21 protein-coding genes are annotated in these 22354 nt (G+C 72.8%); 10 read left to right on the top strand and 11 right to left on the bottom strand.

Translation table 11 applies throughout. The features are described 5' to 3' along the window. The first annotated feature begins 6 nt into the window (after positions 1–6). The 8 genes from FB554_RS10850 (at position 7) to FB554_RS10885 (ending at position 8691) form a co-directional block, all read left to right on the top strand. Complete coding sequence (locus FB554_RS10850) at positions 7–1461, top strand: aldehyde dehydrogenase family protein (RefSeq protein ID WP_142005987.1); 1455 nt, start codon at positions 7–9, stop codon at positions 1459–1461. Continuing rightward, entirely contained in the window at positions 1461–2348 is an 888-nt protein-coding gene (locus FB554_RS10855) for an aldehyde dehydrogenase family protein (protein ID WP_142005989.1), read from the top strand. Before FB554_RS10850 ends, FB554_RS10855 begins: the two co-directional genes overlap by 1 nt. Continuing rightward, entirely contained in the window at positions 2345–2965 is a 621-nt protein-coding gene (locus tag FB554_RS10860; RefSeq protein WP_142005991.1) for a uridine kinase family protein, read from the top strand. The genes FB554_RS10855 and FB554_RS10860 overlap by 4 nt, the downstream gene beginning before the upstream one ends. Positions 2966–2973: 8 nt before the next feature. Beyond that, positions 2974–4239, top strand: coding sequence for a DUF7847 domain-containing protein (locus FB554_RS10865; protein WP_142005993.1), 1266 nt, complete (start codon positions 2974–2976; stop codon positions 4237–4239). Between the two features lies 1 nt (position 4240). Then, entirely contained in the window at positions 4241–4933 is a 693-nt protein-coding gene (locus FB554_RS10870; RefSeq protein ID WP_142005995.1) for a DUF4129 domain-containing protein, read from the top strand. Then, a complete protein-coding gene (locus FB554_RS10875) occupies positions 4930–6105 on the top strand; it encodes a DUF4350 domain-containing protein (RefSeq protein ID WP_142005997.1) in 1176 nt (391 codons plus the stop codon). Before FB554_RS10870 ends, FB554_RS10875 begins: the two co-directional genes overlap by 4 nt. Continuing rightward, positions 6102–7214, top strand: coding sequence for an AAA family ATPase (locus FB554_RS10880; RefSeq protein WP_142005999.1), 1113 nt, complete (start codon positions 6102–6104; stop codon positions 7212–7214). The genes FB554_RS10875 and FB554_RS10880 overlap by 4 nt, the downstream gene beginning before the upstream one ends. A 181-nt stretch (positions 7215–7395) precedes the next feature. Continuing rightward, a complete protein-coding gene (locus FB554_RS10885; protein WP_142006001.1) occupies positions 7396–8691 on the top strand; it encodes a DUF58 domain-containing protein in 1296 nt (431 codons plus the stop codon). Between the two features lie 113 nt (positions 8692–8804). Here the strand turns inward: FB554_RS10885 and FB554_RS10890 are convergent, their stop codons facing one another. Further along, on the bottom strand, positions 8805–9800 hold the full coding sequence (locus FB554_RS10890; RefSeq protein WP_142006004.1) for a stage II sporulation protein M: 996 nt from the start codon (positions 9798–9800) through the stop codon (positions 8805–8807). 44 nt (positions 9801–9844) lie between these two features. On the opposite strand from FB554_RS10890, the gene FB554_RS10895 reads away from it, so the two are divergent. Next, positions 9845–10684 (top strand): RDD family protein, encoded by an 840-nt coding sequence (locus FB554_RS10895; protein ID WP_236022373.1) that lies wholly within the window; start codon positions 9845–9847, stop codon positions 10682–10684. 60 nt (positions 10685–10744) lie between these two features. On the opposite strand, the gene FB554_RS10900 is transcribed toward FB554_RS10895, so the two are convergent. From FB554_RS10900 to FB554_RS10910, 3 genes are all read right to left on the bottom strand, one after another. After that, on the bottom strand, positions 10745–11866 hold the full coding sequence (locus tag FB554_RS10900) for an adenosine deaminase (RefSeq protein ID WP_142006006.1): 1122 nt from the start codon (positions 11864–11866) through the stop codon (positions 10745–10747). Positions 11867–11910: 44 nt separating this feature from the next. Next, the gene (locus FB554_RS10905; RefSeq protein ID WP_142006008.1) at positions 11911–12267 is read right to left on the bottom strand and encodes a cupin domain-containing protein; all 357 of its coding nucleotides are present in this window, start codon (positions 12265–12267) and stop codon (positions 11911–11913) included. Positions 12268–12391: 124 nt separating this feature from the next. Further along, on the bottom strand, positions 12392–13669 hold the full coding sequence (locus FB554_RS10910; protein ID WP_142006010.1) for a thymidine phosphorylase: 1278 nt from the start codon (positions 13667–13669) through the stop codon (positions 12392–12394). Between the two features lie 149 nt (positions 13670–13818). Between FB554_RS10910 and FB554_RS10915 the strand changes: the two genes are divergently transcribed. After that, complete coding sequence (locus tag FB554_RS10915; RefSeq protein WP_142006013.1) at positions 13819–14400, top strand: hypothetical protein; 582 nt, start codon at positions 13819–13821, stop codon at positions 14398–14400. Positions 14401–14507: 107 nt separating this feature from the next. Here the strand turns inward: FB554_RS10915 and FB554_RS10920 are convergent, their stop codons facing one another. The 7 genes from FB554_RS10920 to FB554_RS10950 all read right to left on the bottom strand — a co-directional run bounded on the left by FB554_RS10920 (position 14508) and on the right by FB554_RS10950 (position 22255). Then, complete coding sequence (locus tag FB554_RS10920) at positions 14508–15386, bottom strand: carbohydrate ABC transporter permease (protein ID WP_142006015.1); 879 nt, start codon at positions 15384–15386, stop codon at positions 14508–14510. Continuing rightward, positions 15383–16312: a carbohydrate ABC transporter permease gene (locus tag FB554_RS10925; protein ID WP_142006017.1), complete on the bottom strand. Its 930-nt coding sequence runs from the start codon at positions 16310–16312 to the stop codon at positions 15383–15385. Before FB554_RS10925 ends, FB554_RS10920 begins: the two co-directional genes overlap by 4 nt. Beyond that, positions 16312–17643, bottom strand: a complete 1332-nt coding sequence (locus FB554_RS10930; protein ID WP_244937448.1) for an extracellular solute-binding protein — start codon at positions 17641–17643, stop codon at positions 16312–16314. The genes FB554_RS10925 and FB554_RS10930 overlap by 1 nt, the downstream gene beginning before the upstream one ends. 268 nt (positions 17644–17911) lie before the next feature. Further along, positions 17912–18307, bottom strand: a complete 396-nt coding sequence (locus tag FB554_RS17365) for a cytidine deaminase (RefSeq protein WP_236022461.1) — start codon at positions 18305–18307, stop codon at positions 17912–17914. Next, positions 18307–19572 carry an ABC transporter permease gene (locus FB554_RS17370; protein WP_142006023.1) on the bottom strand — a complete coding sequence of 422 codons (1266 nt, stop codon included), beginning with the start codon at positions 19570–19572 and terminating at the stop codon, positions 18307–18309. The genes FB554_RS17365 and FB554_RS17370 overlap by 1 nt, the downstream gene beginning before the upstream one ends. Continuing rightward, positions 19569–20753 carry an ABC transporter permease gene (locus tag FB554_RS10945; protein WP_142006025.1) on the bottom strand — a complete coding sequence of 395 codons (1185 nt, stop codon included), beginning with the start codon at positions 20751–20753 and terminating at the stop codon, positions 19569–19571. Before FB554_RS10945 ends, FB554_RS17370 begins: the two co-directional genes overlap by 4 nt. Next, complete coding sequence (locus FB554_RS10950) at positions 20750–22255, bottom strand: ABC transporter ATP-binding protein (protein ID WP_392426384.1); 1506 nt, start codon at positions 22253–22255, stop codon at positions 20750–20752. The genes FB554_RS10945 and FB554_RS10950 overlap by 4 nt, the downstream gene beginning before the upstream one ends. Positions 22256–22354: the final 99 nt, after the last annotated feature.

Raw genomic sequence — 22354 nt, forward strand, 5'->3', positions numbered from 1 at the left:
CCCGCCATGACACCCAAGAAGTTCGACTACGCCCCCGCGCCGGAGTCGCGCTCGGTCGTCTCGCTGCAGCCGTCGTACGGCCTGTTCGTGAACGGCGAGTTCGTCGACGGGCACGGCGCGTCGTTCAAGAGCATCAACCCCGCCACCGAGGAGCCGCTGGCCGAGGTGGCCGCGGCCGACGCGTCCGACGTCGACGCGGCCGTGCGTGCGGCGCGGACGGCGTACACCCGCGTGTGGAGCCGGATGCCGGGCAGCGAGCGCGCGAAGTACGTCTACCGCATCGCGCGCATCATGCAGGAGCGGGCGCGCGAGCTGGCCGTGCTCGAGACGCTCGACAACGGCAAGCCGATCAAGGAGTCGCGCGACGTCGACGTGCCGACCGCCGCGGCGCACTTCTTCTACCACGCGGGCTGGGCCGACAAGCTCGAGCACGCGGGGCTCGGCCCGGACCCCCGCTCCCTCGGCGTCGCGGGCCAGGTCATCCCGTGGAACTTCCCGCTGCTCATGCTCGCCTGGAAGATCGCGCCCGCGCTCGCGACCGGCAACACGGTAGTGCTGAAGCCGGCCGAGACGACGCCGCTCACCGCGCTGCTGTTCGCCGAGATCTGCCAGCAGGCCGACCTGCCGCCCGGCGTCGTCAACATCGTCACCGGCGCGGGCGACACCGGCCGCGCCCTCGTCGAGCACGACGGCGTCGACAAGGTCGCCTTCACCGGCTCGACCGAGGTCGGCAAGGCCATCGCCCGCGCGGTCGCCGGCACCCGCAAGCGGGTCACCCTCGAGCTCGGCGGCAAGGCCGCGAACATCGTCTTCGACGACGCGCCGATCGACCAGGCGGTCGAGGGCGTCGTCAACGGGATCTTCTTCAACCAGGGCCACGTGTGCTGCGCCGGGTCGCGGCTGCTGGTGCAGGAGTCGGTCGCCGACGAGGTCGTACGCCGGTTGCAGCGTCGGATGAGCACGCTGCGCCTGGGCGACCCGCTCGACAAGAACACCGACATCGGCGCGATCAACTCGGCGGAGCAGCTCGACCGCATCGTCGAGCTGACCGCAGCCGGCGAGGCCGACGGCGGCACCCGCTGGTCTCCCCCGTGCGAGCTGCCGGACCGTGGATTCTGGTTCGCCCCAACGGTTTTCACCGACGTGTCGCAGACCGACCGCATCGCCACCGAGGAGATCTTCGGGCCGGTGCTGTCGGTGCTGACCTTCCGCACTCCGCAGGAGGCGGTGGCCAAGGCCAACAACACGCCGTACGGCCTGTCGGCGGGCGTGTGGACCGAGAAGGGCTCGCGCAGCCTGTGGATGGCCGACCAGCTGCGGGCCGGCGTCGTCTGGGCCAACACGTTCAACCGGTTCGACCCCACCTCGCCGTTCGGCGGCTACAAGGAGAGCGGCTACGGCCGCGAGGGTGGCGTGCACGGCCTGGCGGCCTACCTCGCCGACGGTGAAGGAGACCTGTGATGCCCCGCCTCGACGTGCGCAAGACCTACAAGCTGTATGTCGGCGGCGCCTTCCCGCGCAGCGAGTCCGGCCGGTCCTACGAGGTGCTCGACGCCAAGGGTCGCTTCCTCGCCAACGCCGCGCAGGGCTCGCGCAAGGACGTGCGCGACGCGGTCGTCAAGGCGCGCGCGGCGCAGCCGGGGTGGGCGGGCGCGACGGCGTACAACCGCGGCCAGGTGCTCTATCGCGTCGGCGAGCTGCTGGAGGGCCGCCGCGACCAGTTCGTCGCCGAGGTGCAGGCGGCCGAGGGGCTGACCGTCGCGCGCGCCCGCGCCGCCGTCGACGCCGCGATCGACCGCTGGGTCTGGTACGCCGGGTGGTCCGACAAGGTCACCCAGGTCGTCGGCACCCTCAACCCGGTCGCCGGTCCCTACTTCGACATCACCGCGCCCGAGCCGACCGGGGTCGTGGGAATCCTTGCGCCGCAAGGCAGCTCGCTGCTCGGGCTGGTGTCGGTGATCGCCCCGGCGATCGTCACCGGCAACACCGTCGTGGTGCTCACGAGCGAGCAGCGGCCGCTGCCGGCCATCTCGCTCGGCGAGGTGCTCGCGACGTCCGACGTGCCCGGCGGCGTGGTCAACCTGCTGTCCGGCCGCACCGCCGAGACCGCCCCTTGGCTCGCCTCGCACCGCGACGTCAACGCCCTCGACCTCACCGGCGCCGCCGACGCGACCGACGTCGACTGGGCCGACCTCGAGCGGGCCGCCGCCGACAACCTCAAGCGGGTGCTGCGCCCGGCCGGCTCCGGCGCCGCCGCGGTCGAGCCCGACTGGACGCTCGACCCGGGCCTCGGGCGGCTGCGCGCCTTCCTCGAGACCAAGACGGTCTGGCACCCCAAGGGCCGGTGAGCACGGCACGGGTCGTCCTGCTCTCCGGGCCCAGCGGAGCGGGCAAGAGCCGCCTCGCGCGCCGGCTGCGGGAGGCCCACGGCTGGCCGGTCGTCCGGCTCGACGACTTCTACAAGGACGGCGACGACCCGACGCTGCCGATGAGCACGCTCGGCATCCCCGACTGGGACGACGTGCGCTCCTTCCGCCTCGAGGCGGCAGTCGAGGCGCTCGACACGCTGTGCCGCACGGGCACGGTCGCCGTCCCGACGTACGACATCGCCACCTCGCGCGCGACCGGCACCACCGAGGTGCGCACCGACGGCGCGCCCTGCGTGGTCGCCGAGGGCATCTTCGCCGCCGACGTCATCGCCCCGCTGCGCGAGCGGGGACTGCTGCACGCGGCGTACTGCGTGCGCCAGGGCGCCTGGGTGACCTTCGCCCGCCGGCTCGCCCGCGACCTGTCCGAGCGGCGCAAGCCGCCGTGGGTGCTGCTGCGCCGCGGGCTGCGGCTGCGGGCCGCCGAGCGCGGCATCGTCGCCGAGCAGGCGCGGCTCGGCGCCCGACCGGCTTCACCCCGCGAGGTCGAACGAGCGCTCGGCACCGTTAGGGTCGAGCCTCAGACCGACGCAGGGTGAGGGACGCGGTGAGCAACGACGACAACCGGTCGCCGGACCGGCCGGCGGCCCCCGGGGGTGACGAGGCCGGCTGGGCCGCGCCCGACTCCGGCCAGCCGGAGCAGCAGGAGGGGTACGCCGCCCCGCCCGGGCTGACGTACGGGCAGTTCACCTTCGGCCCGATGGGCACGTACACGTCCGGCCAGGCCCCGCCACCCGGCCATGACCAGCAGCAGTACGGCCAGGGGTACGTCCCGCCGGGTCAGTACGGCCAGCAGCAGTACGGCCAGTACGGCCAGGGCTACGTCCCGCCGGGTCAGTACGGCCAGCCGCCCTACGTCCAGCCGCCGTACGGCCCCGGCTTCCCCGGCGCACCGACGCTCGCCGCCCGGCCCGGGGTGATCCCGCTGCGGCCGCTGACCCTGTCCGACGTGTTCGAGGGCGCGGTGCGCACCATCCGCGGCAACCCCGGCGCGACCCTCGGGCTGGCGCTGCTGGTCGCGATCGTGTTCACCCTGCCCGGCCTTGCGCTCACGCTCGGGCTCGGTCAGGTCGACCCCGGCGAGGACGGGTTGCGCGAGCTGCTGCTGGTGCTGAACCAGCAGGGCTCCAGCTGGTTGCAGAACCTCGGCGGCATCGCGCTGTCGGGCATGCTCACCGTCGTCGTCGCCGACGCGGTGCTCGGGCGGCGGATGTCGATCGGGCAGGCGTGGTCGCGCGTCAAGGGCCGGCTGCTCGCCCTGATCGGCGTGAACATCCTGCAGATCCTGATCGTGTTCGTGCCGCTGATCCTGGTGATCGCGCTCGCCATCGGCATCGGCTACGGCGCGAGCCCCGAGGTGGGCGTCATCGTCGGGTTCCTGCTGGTCCTCGCGCTGATCCCGGTGCTGGTCTTCCTCTACGTCAAGCTGCTGTTCGCCAGCGCGGTCACGGTGCTGGAGCGGCAGGGACCGATCACGGCGCTCAAGCGGTCGTGGGCGCTGACCCGCGACCAGTGGTGGCGCATCTTCGGCATCTCGCTGCTCGCCACGGTGCTGGTGCTCATCATCAGCGTGATGCTGCTCGGCTTCGCGGGCATCTTCATCGGGCTGGCCGCCTTCACCGCCGGCGGGACGACCGCGAGCGTGGGCAGCACCGTGGCGTCGCTGCTGGTCAGCATGGTGATCATGACGCTCACCACCCCGTTCACCGCCGGCGTCACCAGCCTGCTCTACCTCGACCAGCGCATCCGCAAGGAGGCGCTCGACGTCACCCTGATGGCGGCCGCGCGGCAGCAGGACGCCGAGTCCGCCTGAGATGGCCCGCTGGCTGCCCGGCCTGGTCTCCGACCCGCCGCTCGACCCCTCGGCCGAGGAGGGCCGCCGGTTGCTGCGCGAGGAGCTGGGCAAGCTGGCGTACGACACCGAGGGCTCGGTCCTGGACCGCCTCCAGCGCTGGGTGAACGAGCGGCTCGAGGGCCTCGCCGGGCAGGGCTCGGACTTCGTCGGCCGGCTGCTCCTGCTGCTGCTCGCGGCCGCGCTCGTGATCCTCGCCGTCCTGGTGGTCGTACGTCTGCGCGGCGGGCCGCGCGCCGCTCGCCAGGGCGCCGTCGAGGGCTCGGTCCTCGGCGAGGAGAGTCTGACCGCCGAGGAGTATCGCGCCCGGGCCCGCGCGGCCGAGGCGCGCGGCGACCACTCGGCGGCGCTGCTCGACTGGTTCCGCGCGATCGCGCGCTCCGGTGACGAGCGGGCGCTGCTCGACGACCAGCCCGGCCGCACCGCCCACGAGCTGGTGCGTGCGCTCGGCCCGTTCTTCCCCGGCGAGCGCGCGGCGCTTGTGGCTGCGGGCGACCGGTTCGACGACGTGCGCTACGGCGGGCGGGTCGCCGGCGAGCCCGAGGCCAGCACCATGCGCGAGCTGGACCAGGCGATCGCGCGCGCCCGGCCCCAGCACCACGCCGCGCACGCCGAGGGCGACGGCCTCGTCGCGCCCGGGCGGTGGGCGAGGTGACCGCCACCGACCTGCAGGCCGCGCCGGCCCGCCGCGCCCTCCCCCGCCGGAGGCTGTGGCTGCTGGTGCCGATCGTGCTGGTGCTGGCCGTCGGCACCTGGTTCGTGCAGCGCAACCCCACGAGCGACGAGCTGCTCGCCCCCGACAACCCCCAGCCCGACGGCGCCCAGGCCATCGCCCAGGTGCTCGGCCGGCAGGGGGTCGACGTGCAGCGGGTCACCTCCCGCCAGGAGCTGACCGACCGGCCCGGCAGCGGCGGCTCGCTCGTCGTCACCGCGGCCGACATCGTCAGCGCCGACCAGTGGCGGGCGCTGCGCCCGACGCTGCAGCGGTTCGACCGGGTGGTGCTCGTGCGCGCCGGCGCCGCCGCACCGGTCGGTCTCGACCTGCCCGTCGAGGTGCGCCCCTCCGCCTTCCCGCAGGAGGTGCCCGCGCAGTGCACCGTGCCGGTCGCGAGCGGGCTCACCCTCGACGGCCAGGGCGAGCGCTACGCCCGCACCGACCTGACCCGGCCCGCGACCGTGTGCTTCCGCCCCGGGGCCGACTTCGACGTCGGCGGCGACGACGCGGGCCAGCTGGCCTGGGTGCCCGCCACCGGCACCGACCCCGAGTTCGTGCTGCTGGGCTCCCCCGCCCCGCTGCGCAACGGCACCGTCGAGAGCGCCGGCAACGCCGCCCTCGGCCTGCGCGCCCTCGGCGCCCACGACCGCCTGGTGTGGTGGACCGTGCGCGAGACCGACGCCGACCCGGCCCAGGCCGAGCCCGCCCGCTTCCCCGACTGGGTCGGCCCCGTCTGGCTGATGCTCGGCGTGATCACGGCCGTGCTGATGCTCGCCCGGGGCCGACGCCTCGGCCGGCTGGTCACCGAGCCGCTGCCCGTCGTGGTGCGCGCCGACGAGACCACCCGCGCCCGCGGCCAGCTCTACCGCAAGGCCGGCGACGTGCAGCGCGCCGCCGCGGTGCTGCGCGCCGGCACCCGTCGCCGGCTCTCGTCCTACCTGCAGACCGGCAGCCGTGACGACACCCTCGTCGCCGCGGTCGCCGACGCCACCGGCCGCCCCGGCCCCGAGGTCCAGCACCTGCTGCTCGGGCCGCCCCCGGCCAGCGAGGCCGACCTGACGTCCCTCGCGCAGCAGCTGCACACCCTGGAGAAAGAGGTCCGACCGCGATGACCGAGCCGCACCCGCCGTACGCCGGCCAGGCCGGCCCCACCCAGCCCACCGGCCCCGCGCAGCCGACTCAGCCCACTGGGTCCACCCAGTCCGGCGGGCCCGCGCAGCCGGCGCCGACCCAGCCCGGTGACCCCGGCCGCCGACCCGACCCCGAGCAGACCGAGCGGGCGCGCGCGGCGCTGCTGGGCGTACGGCGGGAGGTGGGCAAGGCCGTCGTCGGCCAGGACGCCGCGGTCACCGGGATGATCATCGCGCTGCTGACCCGCGGGCACGTGCTGCTCGAGGGCGTGCCCGGCGTCGCCAAGACGCTGCTGGTGCGCAGCATCGCCGCGTCGCTGTCGATCGAGACCCGGCGCGTGCAGTTCACGCCGGACCTGATGCCCGGCGACATCACCGGGTCGCTGGTCTACGACAACAAGACCTCCGACTTCGCCTTCCGCCCCGGCCCGGTCTTCACCAACCTGCTGCTCGCCGACGAGATCAACCGCACGCCGCCCAAGACGCAGTCGTCGCTGCTGGAGGCGATGGAGGAGCGGCAGGTGTCGGTCGACGGCGAACCGCGGCCGCTGCCCGACCCGTTCCTCGTCGCCGCGACGCAGAACCCGGTCGAGTACGAAGGCACCTACCCCCTCCCCGAGGCCCAGCTGGACCGGTTCCTGCTGAAGATCGTCGTGCCGCTGCCCCAGCGCGAGCACGAGCTGCAGGTGCTGCAGCGCCACGCCGGCGGTTTCGACCCGCGCGACCTCACCGCCGCCGGCCTGCGCCCCGTCGCCGGGCCGGCCGACCTCGCGGCAGGTGCGGCGGCCGTACGCCAGGTGCAGGTCTCCCCCGAGGTCGCCGCCTACATCGTCGACATCGCCCGGGCGACGCGGCAGTCGCCCTCGCTCAGCCTCGGGGTGTCGCCGCGCGGCGCCACCGCGCTGCTCGCGACCTCGCGCGCGTGGGCGTGGCTCAACGGCCGCGGCTACGTCACCCCCGACGACGTCAAGGCGCTGGCCCAGTCGACCCTGGCGCACCGGCTCTCGCTCAAGCCCGAGGCGGAGCTGGAGGGGGTCGGCGTCGGCTCGGTGCTGGAGTCGGCCATCGGTTCGGTCCCGGTGCCGAGGTGAGCAACGGCCGAACCGCGTCGCCGCGGCGACGATGCCGGCAGACCGGAGCGTGCGACGGGTTGCCGGAGAAGGAGCTGCGGCCACGGCAGACCCGAGCGTGCGACGGGCTGCCGGAGGAGGAGCTGCGGCCACGGCAGACCCGAGCGTGCGACGGGTTGCCGGAGGAGGAGCTGCGGCCACCATGGCATTGACCTGGCGCGCGGTGGCGCTGACGGCGTTCGGGCTGGTGGCGGTCGTGCTGTGGCCGTCGTTCGGCACCGTGTGGTGGTGGCTGCTGCTGGTCGTGGTCGTCGCGGCGCTCGACGTGGCGCTGGCGGTGAGCCCGCGCCGGCTGCTGCTCGGCCGCTCCGCGGACACGCAGGTGCGCCAGGGCGAGCCGACCGAGACGACGCTGACCGTGCGCAACCCCACCGGACGCACGGTGCGCGGCACGCTGCGCGACGCGTGGCAGCCGTCGGCGGGCGCCACCGGCGAGCGGCACCGGCTGCGGCTGCCGGGCGGCGAGCAGCGCCGGTTCCGCACCGCGCTGCGCCCGACCCGCCGCGGCGACCGCAAGGCCGTGGCCGTGACGGTGCGCAGCCTCGGGCCGCTCGGCGTCGCCGGGCGACAGGCCAGCCGTGAGGTGCCCGGGGTCGTACGCTCCCTGCCGCCGTTCCACTCCCGTCGCCACCTGCCGAGCCGGCTCGCGATGCTGCGCCAGATCGACGGCCGCTCGGCCGTGCGCACCCGCGGGCAGGGCACCGAGTTCGACTCGCTGCGCGACTACGTCGAGGGCGACGACGTGCGCTCGATCGACTGGCGCGCGACGGCCCGCCGCCAGCACCTGGTCGTGCGCACCTGGCAGCCCGAGCGCGACCGGCGCATCGTGCTGCTGCTCGACACCTCCCGCACGTCCGCCGGCCGCGTCGGTGACGTGCCGCGGCTCGACGCCGGGATGGACGCCGCGCTGCTGCTCGCGGCGCTGGCCTCGCGCGCGGGCGACCGGGTGCAGCTGCTCGCCGGCGACCGGCGCATCCGCGCGCGGGTCACGAGCAGCACCGACCGCAACCAGCTGCTGCACGAGCTGGTGACCGCCATGGCGCCGCTGGAGCCGGCGCTGGTCGAGGCGAACTGGCCGCGGCTCGTCGGCGCGGTCAACGCGCTCTCCCGCCGCCGGGCGCTGGTCGTGCTGCTGACCCCGCTGGAGCCGGCCGCGATCGAGGAGGGGCTGCTGCCCGTGCTGCCGGCGCTGCTGCGCCACCACCGGGTGGTCCTGGCCTCGGTCGCCGACCCCTCGCTGCAGGAGCTGGCGAGCGCGCGGGGAGACGCGGCACAGACGTACGACGCCGCCGCCGCCGAGCGCAGCACGGCCCTGAAGCAGCGGATCATCGACGCGCTGACGGGGGTCGGGGTGACGGTGCTCGATGCGCCGCCGGAGCAGCTGCCGGTGGCGCTGGCCGACCACTACCTGCTGCTGAAGCGCCAGGGCCTGCTCTGAACCCCGCCCCAAAGACGCATGAAACCGGGTGACGTGCGTTTGACCCTGATGCATTCGGGTCAAACGCACGTAACCCGGTTTCATGCCCAGGGGGAGGGCGTCAGGCGACAGCGTCAGGCGGCGGAGGGGGCGGCGGCCGACTGGTCCAGCTCGCCCACGTCACCCGTCTCGCCGGCGAGCGCCGCGCGCCGACCGATCACGAAGACGTACGCCAGGAAGGCCAGCTCCGCGACCACACCGACGCCGACGCGCGCCCAGGTCGGCAGCGGCGAGGGGGTCACGAACGCCTCGATGATGCCGGTGACGAAGAGCACCACGATCAGGCCGAGCGCGATCGACATGCTGGCGCGCGCGGCGGCCGACAAGCTCTGGAGGCGCGACTGCGACCCCGGCTCGACCCACGACCAGAAGACCCGCAGCCCGACCCCCGCAGCGACGAAAACCGCTGTCAGCTCAAGAATCCCGTGCGGGCTGATCAGGCCGAAGAACAGGTCGGCGCGGCCGTGCGCCGCCATGATCCCGCCGGTGACGCCGACGTTGACGACGTTCTGCCAGAGCACGTAGATCACCGGCAGCCCGAGCGCCCCCATCGCGATGCACACGGCGGCGATCCACGCGTTGTTGGTCCACACCCGCAGCGCGAAGTCCTGGGCCGCGTTCTCGGAGTAGTAGCTCTCGAAGTCGTTGTTGACCAGCTGGTCGACCTGCTCGGGCGGGATCCACGCCGACTGCACGTCGGGGTTGCGCATCACCCAGATGCCGATGACGAACGCGACGGCGACGTTCGCGAGCGCCGTCGGCACCCACCAGCGCCACGCGCGGTAGAGCGCCGCCGGGAAGCGCTCGGCGAAGAAGCCGACCAGGTCGGTCCAGGCGTTGGTGCGGGTGCCGGTGGCCTTGTTGCGGGTGCGCGCGAGCAGGGTCGACAGGTACTGCACGACCGACGGGTCCGGCGCCGTGGAGCGGACCATCGACAGGTGCGTCGCGACCCGCTGGTAGAGGTCGAGCAGCTCGTCGGCCTCGGCGCCGCTCAACCGCCCCTGCCTCGACAGCACGGCCAGGCGCTCCCACTCCGCGCGGTGCGCGGCGATGAAGGCGTCGAGGTCCACGGCGGCCAGCCTACGGCCCGACCCGGCCGACATAGGCTGCCACCGTGAGCACCACGTCGGGCACGCCGCAGACCTATCGCCCGCTGCGGGGCACCGAGGACCAGGAGCTGGTCACCGGTGAGGCCGTGCTGCTCGACATCCCGGCCGCCTCGCTCCCCCAGCGTCTCGCGTCGGGGCTCATCGACCTGATCGTCGGCTACGTCGGGCTCATCGCCTCGGTCTGGGGCATCTCGGCGATCGGGCCGAGCATCAGCAGCGCGAACGCCGAGACCCTCACGCTGCTGATCATGGTCGTGTGGTTCGTCGGCCTGCCGGTCGCGGTCGAGACCTTCACCCGCGGACGCACCCTCGGCAAGCTCGCGCTCGGCCTGCGCACGGTGCGCGACGACGGCGGGCCCATCGTCTTCCGGCACGCCCTGGCCCGCGGGCTCGTCGGGTTCGTCGAGATCTACGCCCTGCTCGGCATCCCCGCGCTGCTGGCCGGGATGAGCACCGCCCGAGCCCGGCGCATCGGCGATCTGGCCGCGGGGACGTACGTCGTGCGCGAGGCCAACAACATCTCGCTCGGCCCACCCACCGGCATGCCGTACGCCCTCGCCGGCTGGGCGCAACGCGCCGACATCGCGAGCCTGCCCGACGGTGTGGCGCTGTCGATCCGGCAGCTGCTCGAGCGCCGCCACAGCCTGTCGCCGCAGGCCCGGGCCGCGGTCGCCCACGACCTGCTGGCCCGCGTGCTGCCGCTGGTGTCACCCCCGCCCCCGGCCGCCGCCCACCCCGAGGACGTGCTGGCGGCGGTGCTCGCGGAGCGACGCCGGCGCGACGAGCAGCGGCTGCGCGCCGACGAGGAGACCCGCCGGCGGCTGCTGCCCGCAGACCGCCTCTGACGCAGACCGCCACTGACCCAGACCGCCTCCGGCCCGGACGACGGCTGTGCCGCCGCTGGCTCAGCCGGCGCGGTCGTAGCCCGGCTTGATGACGTCGTCGATCAGCGCCAGCCGCTCGTCGAACGGCAGGAACGCCGACTTCATCGCGTTGATCGTCACCCAGCGCAGGTCGTCGACGCCCCAGCCGGCCTCGTCGACGAGCAGCTGCATCTCCTTGCTCATCGAGGTGTCGCTCATCAGCCGGTTGTCGGTGTTGACGGTGACGCGGAAGCGCAGCCGCTTGAGCAGCGTGATCGGGTGGGCCTGGATCGAGGACGCCGCGCCGGTCTGGATGTTCGACGACGGCGCCATCTCCAGCGGGATGCGCCGGTCGCGGACATAGGCGGCGAGCCGCCCGAGCTGCACGTCGCCCGGCTCCAGCGTGCCCGGCGCGGGCACCTCCGACAGCGGCCCGCCGCGCACCTCCTGCATGTCGTCGATGATCCGCACGCCGTGCCCGAGACGGTCGGCGCCGCACCACTGGATCGCCTCCCAGATCGACGGCAGCCCGAACGCCTCCCCGGCGTGGATCGTGAAGTGGGCGTTCTCGCGGCGGAGGTACTCGAACGCGTCGAGGTGGCGCGTGGGCGGGAAGCCCGCCTCGGCGCCGGCGATGTCGAAACCGCCGACCCCCTCGTCGCGGTAGCGCACCGCCAGCTCGGCGATCTCGGTCGACTTCGCCGCGTGCCGCATCGCCGTCAGCAGCGCCACGACACGGATCCGGTGCCCCGCCTCGGCGGCCAGCCGCTCACCCTCGCGGAGGCCGGCGTTGACCGCCTCGACCACCTGTTCCAGGCTCAGCCCCTGCTCCAGGTGCTGCTCGGGGGCGTAGCGCACCTCGGCGTAGACGACGCCGTCGGCGGCCAGGTCCTGGGCGCACTCGGAGGCGACGCGGCGCAGCGCCTCCTCGGTCTGCATCACCCCGACGGTCTGGGTGAAGGTCTCCAGATAGCGCACCAGCGACCCGGAGTCGGCGCTCTCGCGGAACCACCGCGCCAGCTCGACGGGGTCGCTCGTCGGGAGGTCGTCGTACCCCGTCTGCTCGGCCAGCTCGGCCACCGTGGCCGGTCGCAGGCCGCCGTCGAGGTGGTCGTGCAGCAGCACCTTGGGCAGGGCGAGGATCTCGGGGCGCACCGTCGTCATTGGTGCAGTCTGGCAGCCGCGGCCGCCCGCCTCCCGCCGGCGACTCACTCGTCGTCGCGGTGCACCGTGTCGGGCGTGAACGCCGGCAGGCAGATCGCGACGTACTCCGCGCCCTGCGGCCCGCAGGAGTAGCGGATCCGCTCCCCCGGCCGCGTGCGCACCGACCGGCCGGGGCCCACCTCGAGCCGGCCGCCGTCGTGGTCGACCAGCACGGTTCCGGCGAGGACGAGCGTGATCTCGTCGAACTCCGGCGTCTGGAACGGCTCGTCCCACCCGGGCGGCGCCTTCATGTGCGCGACGGACACGGCGGTGTCGCCGGTGCTCGCGGCGCCGACATGCTCGGCGATGATCTTGCCGCCGGGCACGGGGATCTGGACGGGGTCGGTCAGCAGCTCAGGCACGGGTCGACCCTATGCCCGCCCCAGCCCATGAAACCGGGTTACGTGCGTTTGACCCGAATGCATCAGGGTCAAACGCACGTAACCCGGTTTCATGCCCAGGAGGGAGGGCCGAGCGGCCCGCGGCTCAGCCGACGCGGTCGATGACCAGCGGCGGCCGGTCGGCGGCGGACTCGCCGATCTCCCAGGCACCGTCGAGGTCGCGCCGCGCCGACTCGAAGGCGTCGGGGGTGTCGGTGTGCAGGGTCAGCAGCGGCTGCCCGGCCCGTACGTCATCGCCGGGCTTCGCGTGCAGCTCCACCCCGGCGCCGGCCTGCACCGGGTCCTCCTTGCGCGCCCGGCCGGCCCCGAGCCGCCACGCGGCGACCCCCACCTGCAACGCGTCGAGCCGGGTGAGCACGCCGTCGCGGTCGGCCGTGACGACCTCCGTCTCGCGCGCGGTCGGCAGGTCCGCGTCGGGGTCGCCGCCCTGCGCCCGGATCATCCGGCGCCACACGTCCATGGCCCGTCCGTCGGCGAGCGCCTCGGCAGGGTCGACGTCGGAAACGCCTGCGGCAGAAAGCATCTCGCGCGCCAGGGTCACGGTCAGCTCGACCACGTCGGCCGGTCCGCCGCCCGCGAGCACCTCGACCGACTCGCGCACCTCGAGCGCGTTGCCGGCCGTCAGCCCGAGCGGGGTGGACATGTCGGTGAGCAGCGCGACGGTGCGCACGCCGGCGTCGGTGCCGAGCTGCACCATGGTGCGGGCCAGCTCGCCGGCGCGGTCGGCGTCCTTCATGAACGCACCCGACCCGACCTTGACGTCGAGCACCAGCGCGCCGGTGCCCTCGGCGATCTTCTTGCTCATGATGGAGCTGGCGATCAGCGGGATCGCCTCGACGGTCCCGGTCACGTCGCGAAGGGCGTACAGCTTCTTGTCGGCGGGCGCGAGCCCGTCGCCGGCCGCGCAGATCACCGCGCCCACGTCGTCGAGCTGGGCCAGCATCTCGGCGTTGCTGAGTGCGGCGCGCCAGCCGGGGACCGCCTCGAGCTTGTCGAGGGTGCCGCCGGTGTGGCCGAGGCCGCGGCCCGACAGCTGCGGCACGGCGACGCCGCACGCCGCGACCAGCGGGGCGAGCGGCAGGGTGATCTTGTCGCCGACGCCGCCGGTGGAGTGCTTGTCGGCGGTCGGGCGCGACAGGCCGGAGAAGTCCATCCGCTCCCCCGAGGCGATCATCGCCTGCGTCCACCGGGCGATCTCCGCACCGGTCATCCCGTTGAGCAGGATCGCCATCGCGAGCGCCGACATCTGCTCGTCGGCCACGTCACCGCGGGTGTAGGCGTCGACCACCCAGTCGATCTGCTCGGGGGTCAGCTCCCCCCGGTCGCGCTTGGTGCGGATCACGTCGACAGCGGCGAAGGACATGCCCGGATCCTAGGACGCCCCTGCTCGGGCTGGAGGTGGGCCAACTCGGCGGGAACCGGACCCGGACTTCCCCCGTCCAACCCCCGGCCACCATCATGGGGCCGAATCGCTCATGAGCCCGCGCGCGACGGCGCGCCGAGGAGGACCGCATGCGTCAGACCAAGTCCCGAGTCACGGCAGCCGCGTTGATGCTCGCTGCCACAGGTGTGCTGTCGGGGTGCGGCATGCTCGACAGCAGCAGCGAGGAGTCGGCCTCCACCCCGGCCGGCAGCTCGCAGGCCTCGGAGCCGGGCGGCTCGTCCGACGCGCCGCAGGCCACGCCGACCGACGGCTCGTCCGACGACTCCGGCTCGTCGGAGGACGGGGGCAGCAGCAGCGAGGACGGCGGCGGCGCCGACGACGGCAACAAGCCCTCGCGCGAGGACGTCGTCGCCGGACTGAAGAACTTCTACGCCACCAACGACTCCAGCGGCGGCGCGCTCGACCAGGACAAGTTTGCCAACTGCATCGTCGACAAGGGCTACGACAGCCTCTCGGCCAAGACGCTCAACGCCATGAAGGACGGGCAGCCCACCCAGATGGACCCGGCCGACCAGGCGAAGTTCGTCTCGATCTCGGGCCAGTGCGCCCCGCAGGCGATGAAGTCCGGCGCGGTCCCCTCGATGCCGTCGATGCCCTCCATGCCGTCGATGCCGTCCATGCCCTCGATGCCCACCGAGCTCCCGAGCTGATAGACGCTCGAGACACCCGACGATGATCGAGACGACCAGGCATGCCTGGTCGTCTCGATCATTTTGCGGGGGTCGGCGGCCTATCCCTCGAGGCCCCTCGACCCGCCCTACCCCTTGACCCCGCCCTGCGCCACGAACCCGTCGCGCAACCGGCGGCCGAGCACGAGATAGAGCAGCACCACGGGCATGGTGTAGAGGATCGAGAAGGCGGCGAGCTGGCCGTACTGCACCTGGCCGTACTGCGAGGAGAAGGTGAACAGGCTCACCGAGGCCGGCAGCTTGTCCGGCGACAGCAGCAGCATGAACGGCACGAAGAAGTCGCCCCACATCTTGGCGAAGGTGAGCATCGTGACCACGGCCGTGCCGGGCCGCATCAGCGGCAGCACGATCGACCACAGCGCGCGCAGCACGCCGGCGCCCTCGGTCCAGGCGCTCTCCTCCAGCTCGCGCGGCACGCCGTCCATGAAGTTCTTCATCATGAAGATGGCGTACGGCAGCGACGACGCGGCGAGGAACGCGATCGCGCCGAGCATCGAGTCGATCAGGTTGACCTGCACGAACATCGCGTAGACCGGGATCATGATCGCGGTGATCGGCAGCCCGGCCGCGAAGATGATCGTGAGCAGGAACGGCCGCTTGGCGCGCGAGGCATACCGACTGAGCGGGTATGCCGCGAGCGCCGCGCACACGATCGTCAGGATCGTGCCGCCGCCGCACAGCAGCAGCGAGTTCCAGATCGGTCGGTAGGTCGTCTCCTCGTTCAGCACGGCCCGGTAGTTCTGCGTGCTCACCTGCGCGGGCCACTCGACCGACAGGTTGGCGCTGGGGTTGATCGAGGCCAGCACGACCCACAGCAGCGGGATGCAGAACAGCACGGCGACGACGAGCAGCACCGCGGAGCTGCCGATTTTCACCGACGTACGCCGGGCGCTGGCCGAGCGTCCGGGCGCGGCCTGCTGGGTGGTCGGGACCGACCCGGCGGTCATCGCTTGTCCTCCTCGGGCAGCACCTTCAGGTAGGCGAGGGCGGCGACGCCGCCGATCGCGAGCAGCAGCAGCGCGACCGCCGTGCCGTAGCCGAGCTGGCCGAAGCTGAACGCCTGCTCGTACATGTAGAGCGGCAGCGTCTGGCTGTCGGTGCCGGGGCCGCCGCCGGTCATGATGTAGATCAGGCCGAAGACCGACAGGGTCTGCAGCGTGGTCAGCATCAGGCAGGTCATGATCGAGGGCCGCAGCAGCGGCAGCGTGATCGAGCGGAACCGCCGGATCACACCCGCCCCGTCGATCTGCGCGCTCTCGTCGAGCGCGGGGTCGACCTGCGACAGGGCCGCCGAGTAGGTCAGCATCGCGAACGCCGTCCCCCGCCACACGTTGGCGAACGACACCGCGACGATCGGTGAGGCGATCAGCCAGTCCTGGCTCGGTAGGTTGAGGAAGCCGAGCAGGTTGTTCAGCGACCCGCCGTCGGACAGGAAGGTGTACCAGAGGTATCCGGCGACGACCTCGGGCACGATCCACGCGCCCACGACGACCGTCGAGGTGAGCACGTTCACCCAGGTCGCCGAGCGGCGCAGCAGCAGCGCGAGCGCCATGCCGAGGACGTTCTGTCCGATCACGCCGGACAGCACGGTGAAGATCAGCGTCAGGGTGACCGAGTTCCAGAACTCGGGGTTGTCGAACGCGGTGCGGAAGTTCTCCAGCCCCACGAACGACGTCTCCGACGACCCCTCGCCGCGCAGCGCGCGGTTGGTGAAGGCCAGGTAGACGCTGTAGATCACCGGCCCGGCGAGGAAGACGCCGAGCAGCACCAGCGCCGGCAGCGTGGGGATCGCCCGGCCGGGGCGGCGCTTCGGCGGGTTCAGCCGAGGCCGCGAATCGTGTTTCTTCTCAACGGTTTCGGTGACGGTCGCCATCACGCCTCCCGCATGGTCTGGTCGGGGCCGACGATGCCGGTGACCGTGCTGTCGTACGCCTTCGCGGCCGCGGCGGGTGACCCGCCGAGCATCACGGACTCGGAGGCGATCTGGATCGCGTTGGACACCTGCGGGTACGGCGCGAGCGCCGGTCGGTACGTCGTGTTCTTCACCAGGTCGGTGAAGAAGGGGATGAACGGCGAGCCGTTGCGGTACGCCGGCTGGGCCGCGACGTCCGTGCGCACCGTGACGTTGCCGTCGGCGACGGTGAAGTCGGTCATGTTCTCGGTGCTGGCCAGCACCTTGAGCAGCTCCCAGGCGAGGTCGGGGCGCGATGCCTTGGCGGGCAGGGCCCACAGCCAGCCGCCCGAGAGGGTCACCATCCCCGGCGCCTGGCCGCGCTGGGTCGGCATCCGCGCCATGCGCATGACCTGGGCCGCCTGCGGCCACTCTCCCGACGCGCCCTCGCGCCAGGCGGAGCTGATCCAGCTGCCGTCGACGGCCATCGCGATCTTGCCCTGGGGGAACCAGGCGTTGTTGATCTGCTCGCTGAGGTTGGGGTCGAGCGCGCTGTTCAGCGGCGGTCCGAGCTTCTCGGCGAACAGGGTGCGCACGAAGCCGAGGCTGTCGAGGAACCCCTTGCTGCCGAGCACCCACTTGCGGGCGTCCTGGTCGTACAGCGTGGAGTCGGTGCCGTAGAGCAGCATCTCGAACCCCTGCATCGAGGTCTTCTCGCCGGAGGCCTTGCTGGCGTACAGGTTCAGCGGGATGACGCCGGGCAGCCGGCGCTTGATCGTGCGGGCGGCGGTCAGCACGTCCGCCCAGGTGCGCGGCTGCCACGGCACCGGCAGGCCGGCCCGGCGGAACAGCTCGGAGTGGTACCAGATCGCGCGGGTGTCGGTGGAGGTCGGGACGCCGTAGCGCTTGCCGTCCTCGGCCTTGACCGCGTCACGGGTGACGGGCTGGAAGTAGCGCCACTGCGGCCAGTCGGCGAGGTAGTCGTCGATCGGGCGCAGGTACCCCGCCGCCACGTCGGAGTTGAGGATGAAGGTGTCCTCGTAGACCAGGTCGGTCGCGGTGCGCGGCGAGCTCATCATCAGGTCGTTCTTGGTGAAGTAGTCGTTCTCGGCCGCGACCAGCGGCACCAGGTCGACCGCGAGCTCGGGCCGCTGCTGGCTGAACTGGCGGGCCACCTCGGTGATGTAGTTGCGCATCACCTGCCCGGAGCCGAACTGCTGATAGCTCACCCGCAGCGTGCTGGCCGTGTCCTGCCCGCCGCAGCCGGCGAGGGCCGAGGCGATCGGCACGGCGAACGCCGCGCCGCCGATCATCCGGATCACGTCTCGTCGGGAGTGCCCCTGCGCGGGGTGCCAGGGCCGGGCGTCGGGTGGAGGTCGGTGCGCGTCCATCGGGTCCTTCGGGTGCCGGGGAGCCGCGGGGTGTGACTCGGGTCACGTCAGCCTGGCAAAGAAGTGCCGCCCGATGGGGTGAACCGGTTAATCCTTATCCCCCGGTGACCTGCGCGAACCTCGCTCGAGACACCCGACAATGAGCGAGACGACCAGGCATGCCTGGTCGTCTCGCTCATTCTTGAGGTGGTCAGGCGGGGTGCAGGTCGTCGGCGCCGAACGCCTGCGGCAGCACCTCACGCATGGGCAGCGCGCCCTCGGGGGTGTCGAGCAGGCAGTCGGGGCCGCCGTTCTCCCAGAGCAGCTGGCGGCAGCGGCCGCACGGCATGAGGGCCGCGCCGTCGCGGTTCACGCATGCGACGGCGACGAACCGCCCGCCCCCGGTGCGGTGCAGCTGCGACACCATGCCGCACTCGGCGCACAGGCCGACGCCGTAGGCGGCGTTCTCGACGTTGCAGCCGCTCACGACCCGCCCGTCGTCGACCAGCCCGGCGACGCCGACCGGGAACCCGCTGTACGGCGCGTAGGCCGTGCGCATGGCCGTCACCGCCTCGCGGCGCAGCGCCGCCCAGTCCACCTCGGGGATCACTGCCCCTCGCCGCGGCGATAGATCTTGCCGTCGGCCGCGGGCATGCGCAGCCGTTGCGAGGCGAGCGCCATGACCAGCAGCGTGACGACGTACGGCGTGGTGCTGGCGAGCTCGCTGCTGACCGTGTCGGTGAGCAGGTAGAGCAGCAGCGCCGCACCGGCGAAGGCGATGGCCAGCACGCCCTGCAGCGTCTTGCCCTTCTTGACCAGCTGCCACAGGCCGACGGCCAGCAGCACCACGGCGGCGACCAGGATCATCGCGTGGATGTTGCTGCCGCCGCCGCGCAGCCGGGCGGCGTCGGTGTAGCCGAACAGCAGCGAGCCGGCGGCGAGTCCGCCGGGGCGCCAGTTGCCGAAGATCATCGCGGCCAGACCGATGTAGCCGCGGCCGCCGGTCTGCCCCTCGCGGTAGGAGTTGGCGGCGACCTGCGCGAGGAACGACCCGGCGAGGCCGGCCATCGCGCCGGAGATCAGCACGGCGAGGAACTTGTAGCGGTAGACGTTGACGCCGAGCGTCTCGGCGGCGACCGGCGACTCACCGCACGCGCGCAGGCGCAGGCCGAAGGGCGTACGCCACAGCACCCACCAGGACACGACGACCAGGGCGATCGCGAGCAGGGTGACGACGGACAGGTTGGTGAGCAGCCCGCGCAGGATGCCCGCGACGTCGGACAGCAGGAAGGTGCCCTGCTGCTCGAGGTCGCCGAGCGGCTCGCTGATGCCGGGCACCGACAGACGCGGCAGCGGGTCCAGCGGGGGCGACTGGGTCGGGCCGCCGCCCTGCAGCCCGACGAACGTGCGGGTCGCGAGGAAGGCCGCCGCCCCGGGCGCGATGACGTTGATCGCGACACCGGAGACGATGTGGTCGACGCCGAAGACGACGGTCGCGAGCGCGTGCAGCGCCGCGCCGAGCAGCCCGGCGACGATGCCGCCGACGAGCCCCATCCACGGGCCCCACTGGATCGCGGCGAACGCGGCGCCCCAGGTGCCGAGGATCATCATGCCCTCGAGACCGATGTTGACCACGCCCGCGCGCTCGGACCACAGCCCGCCCAGGGCGGCCAGGCCGATCGGCACCGCACCGATGAGCGCGGCGTTGACGACGCCGCTGGAGTCGATGTCGTCGGCGCCGGTGACCACCCGCAGCAGCGACACCAGCACCAGGCCAGCGAGGGCGCCGAGCAGCCAGTACTTCGGGGGCACCCGGCGCGGCGCGCGCCGCGGCTCGGCGGTGTGCGTGCCGACCTCGAGCCCGGTGGTCATGCCTGCGCCCCGGTGGTCTCGGCGGGGCGCTTGTCCTGGGCGGCCAGCTCGCGGGTCACCTGTTGCTGCTCCATCCGTCGCTGGAACCGGCGTACGACCTCGTAGGCGATGACGACGGCCAGCACCATCACGCCCTGGATGATCTTGACGATCGAGTCGTCGACGTCGGTGGCGATCGGCAGGGTGACCGCCTGCTGCTCGAGGTAGGCCCACAGCAGCGCCCCGAGCGCGACCCCGACCGGGTGGTTGCGGCCGAGCAGCGCGATCGCGATGCCCGAGAAGCCCAGCCCGGACTGGAAGTCGGTGCCGTAGTTGAAGTTCTCGCCGAGCAGCAGCGGCAGCCCGACCAGGCCCGCGACGGCGCCGGACATGAGCATCGAGACCAGCACCATCTTCTTGACGTCGACGCCGCTCGCGACGGCCGCGCTCTCGGAGCGGCCGGTGGCGCGCAGGTCGAACCCGAAGCGGGTGCGGTTGATGACGAACCAGTAGAGGAAGCCCACGAGGATCGCGAGGAAGATCAGGCCGTAGACCTGCCGGCCGGTGCCGGGGACCAGGCTGAGGCCGGGGATGCGCGAGCTCTCCGGCAGGTCCTTGGTGCCGATGTCGTTGGAGCCGGCCTCCTGCTCGGCCGCGACCCGCGCCAGCAGCCACGCGACGACGCCGGTGGCGATGGCGTTGAGCATGATCGTGGAGATGACCTCGCTGACGCCGCGGGTCACCTTGAGCCAGCCGGCGATGCCGGCCCACAGCGCGCCGCACATCATCGCGGTGATCAGGATGAGCACGATGTTGAGCGGCCCGGGCAGCCACGCCTCGCCGCCGACGGCGGCCGCGGCGAACGCGGCCACGCGGTACTGCCCGTCGACGCCGATGTTGAACAGGTTCATCCGGAAGCCGATGGCCACGGCGATCGCGGAGAAGTAGAGCACCGTCGCGCTGTTGATGATGATGACCGTCTGGCTGGCGCTCGGCTGGGTGAGCATCTGGCGCCACACCTCACCGACCGGGTCGCCGGTCGCGAGCAGCACCAGCGACGTGACGACGATCGCGACGAGCAGCGCGAGCACGGGGGCGGCCACCGCGAGACCGATCGCGCGCAGGTCGACCCGGCCGCGGGCGTACGACTTCGGCGGGGTGGGCCCGCCCGGCGCCTCCGCCTCGGGGCTGGCGTGGCTCATGCGCTCTCCTCCTGGCTCGCGCCGGTCATGGCCGACCCGAGCTGCTCGGCGGTGACGGTGTCGGGGTCGAACGTGCCGACCAGCCGGCCGCGCAGGATGACCCGGATGGTGTCGGACAGGCCGATGAGCTCGTCGAGGTCGGCCGAGATCAGCAGCACGCCCAGTCCCTCGCGGCGGGCGGCGCGGATGTGGTCCCAGATCGCGGCCTGCGCGCCGACGTCGACGCCGCGGGTCGGGTGGGAGGCCACGAGCACCTTCGGCTGGTGGCTCATCTCGCGGCCGATGATCAGCTTCTGCTGGTTGCCGCCGGACAGCGAGCCGGCGGTGACGTTGATCCCCGGCGTGCGCACGTCGTAGGTCTGCACGATCCGCTCGGTGTCGTCCTTGGCGGCCCTGGCGTCGATCAGCGCGCCCTTGACGTTGGGCGGCTCGGTCTGGTGGCCGAGGATGCGGTTCTCCCACAGCGGCGCGTCGAGCAGCAGCCCGTGCCGGTGCCGGTCGGCGGGGACGTAACCGATGCCGGCCTCGCGGATCTGCCGGGTGTGCCAGTCGGTGATGTCGGTGTCGCCGAAGTGCACGGTGCCGGCGTCGGAGTCGACCATGCCCATGACGATCTCGACGAGCTCCTCCTGGCCGTTGCCCTCGACGCCGGCGATGCCGACGACCTCGCCGGCGTGCACGGTGAGGTCGATGTCGTCGAGCACCGCCGGGCCGGCGCCCTTGCGCAGGGTGAGGTCGGTGAGCTGCAGCACGACCCGGTCGGTGACCGTCGACTCCTCGGTGTCGGGCGTGGGCAGCTGCGAGCCGACCATCAGCTCGGCCAGCTGGCGCGCGGTGACGCCCTTCGGGTCGACGGTCTGCACGGTGGTGCCGCGCCGGATGACGGTGATGTCGTCGGCGACCTTGAGCACCTCGTCGAGCTTGTGCGAGATGAAGATGATCGTCAGGCCCTCGGCCTTGAGCTCGGCGAGGTTGGCGAACAGCTCGTCGACCTCCTGCGGCACCAGCACCGCGGTCGGCTCGTCGAGGATGAGGATCTGGGCGCCGCGATAGAGCACCTTGAGGATCTCGACGCGCTGCCGGGAGCCCACCCCGAGGTCGGCGACCAGGTCGTCGGCGTGCACGCCCAGGCCGTACGCCTGGCTGATCTTCTCGATCTCGCGCCGGGCGGCGCCGCCGATGCCGTGCAGCTTCTCCGCGCCGAGCACGACGTTCTCCAGCACGGTGAGGTTGTCGGCCAGCATGAAGTGCTGGAACACCATGCCGATGCCGGCCTCGATGGCGTCGGTCGGGCTGTGCAGCTCGACCTGCCGGCCGTTGATGGTGATGGTGCCCTCGTCGGGCCGCTGCACGCCGTACAGGATCTTCATCAGGGTCGACTTGCCCGCGCCGTTCTCGCCCACGACCGCGTGCACGGTGCCGCGGCGCACGGAGATCTCGACGTCCTTGTTGGCGACGACACCCGGGAAGCGCTTGGTGATGCCGTGCAGCTCGACGGCCAGCTGGCCGGCCGGGCTCTGGGGGTCTGCGCTGATGGCGAACGCTCCTGGTCCGGGCCCGCAGCGTCGCGGGCGTCGTGGTTGGGGCGGGACGGTTCGGCG

It is taken from the genome of Barrientosiimonas humi, from assembly GCF_006716095.1.
Classification (GTDB): Bacteria; Actinomycetota; Actinomycetes; order Actinomycetales; family Dermatophilaceae; genus Barrientosiimonas; species Barrientosiimonas humi.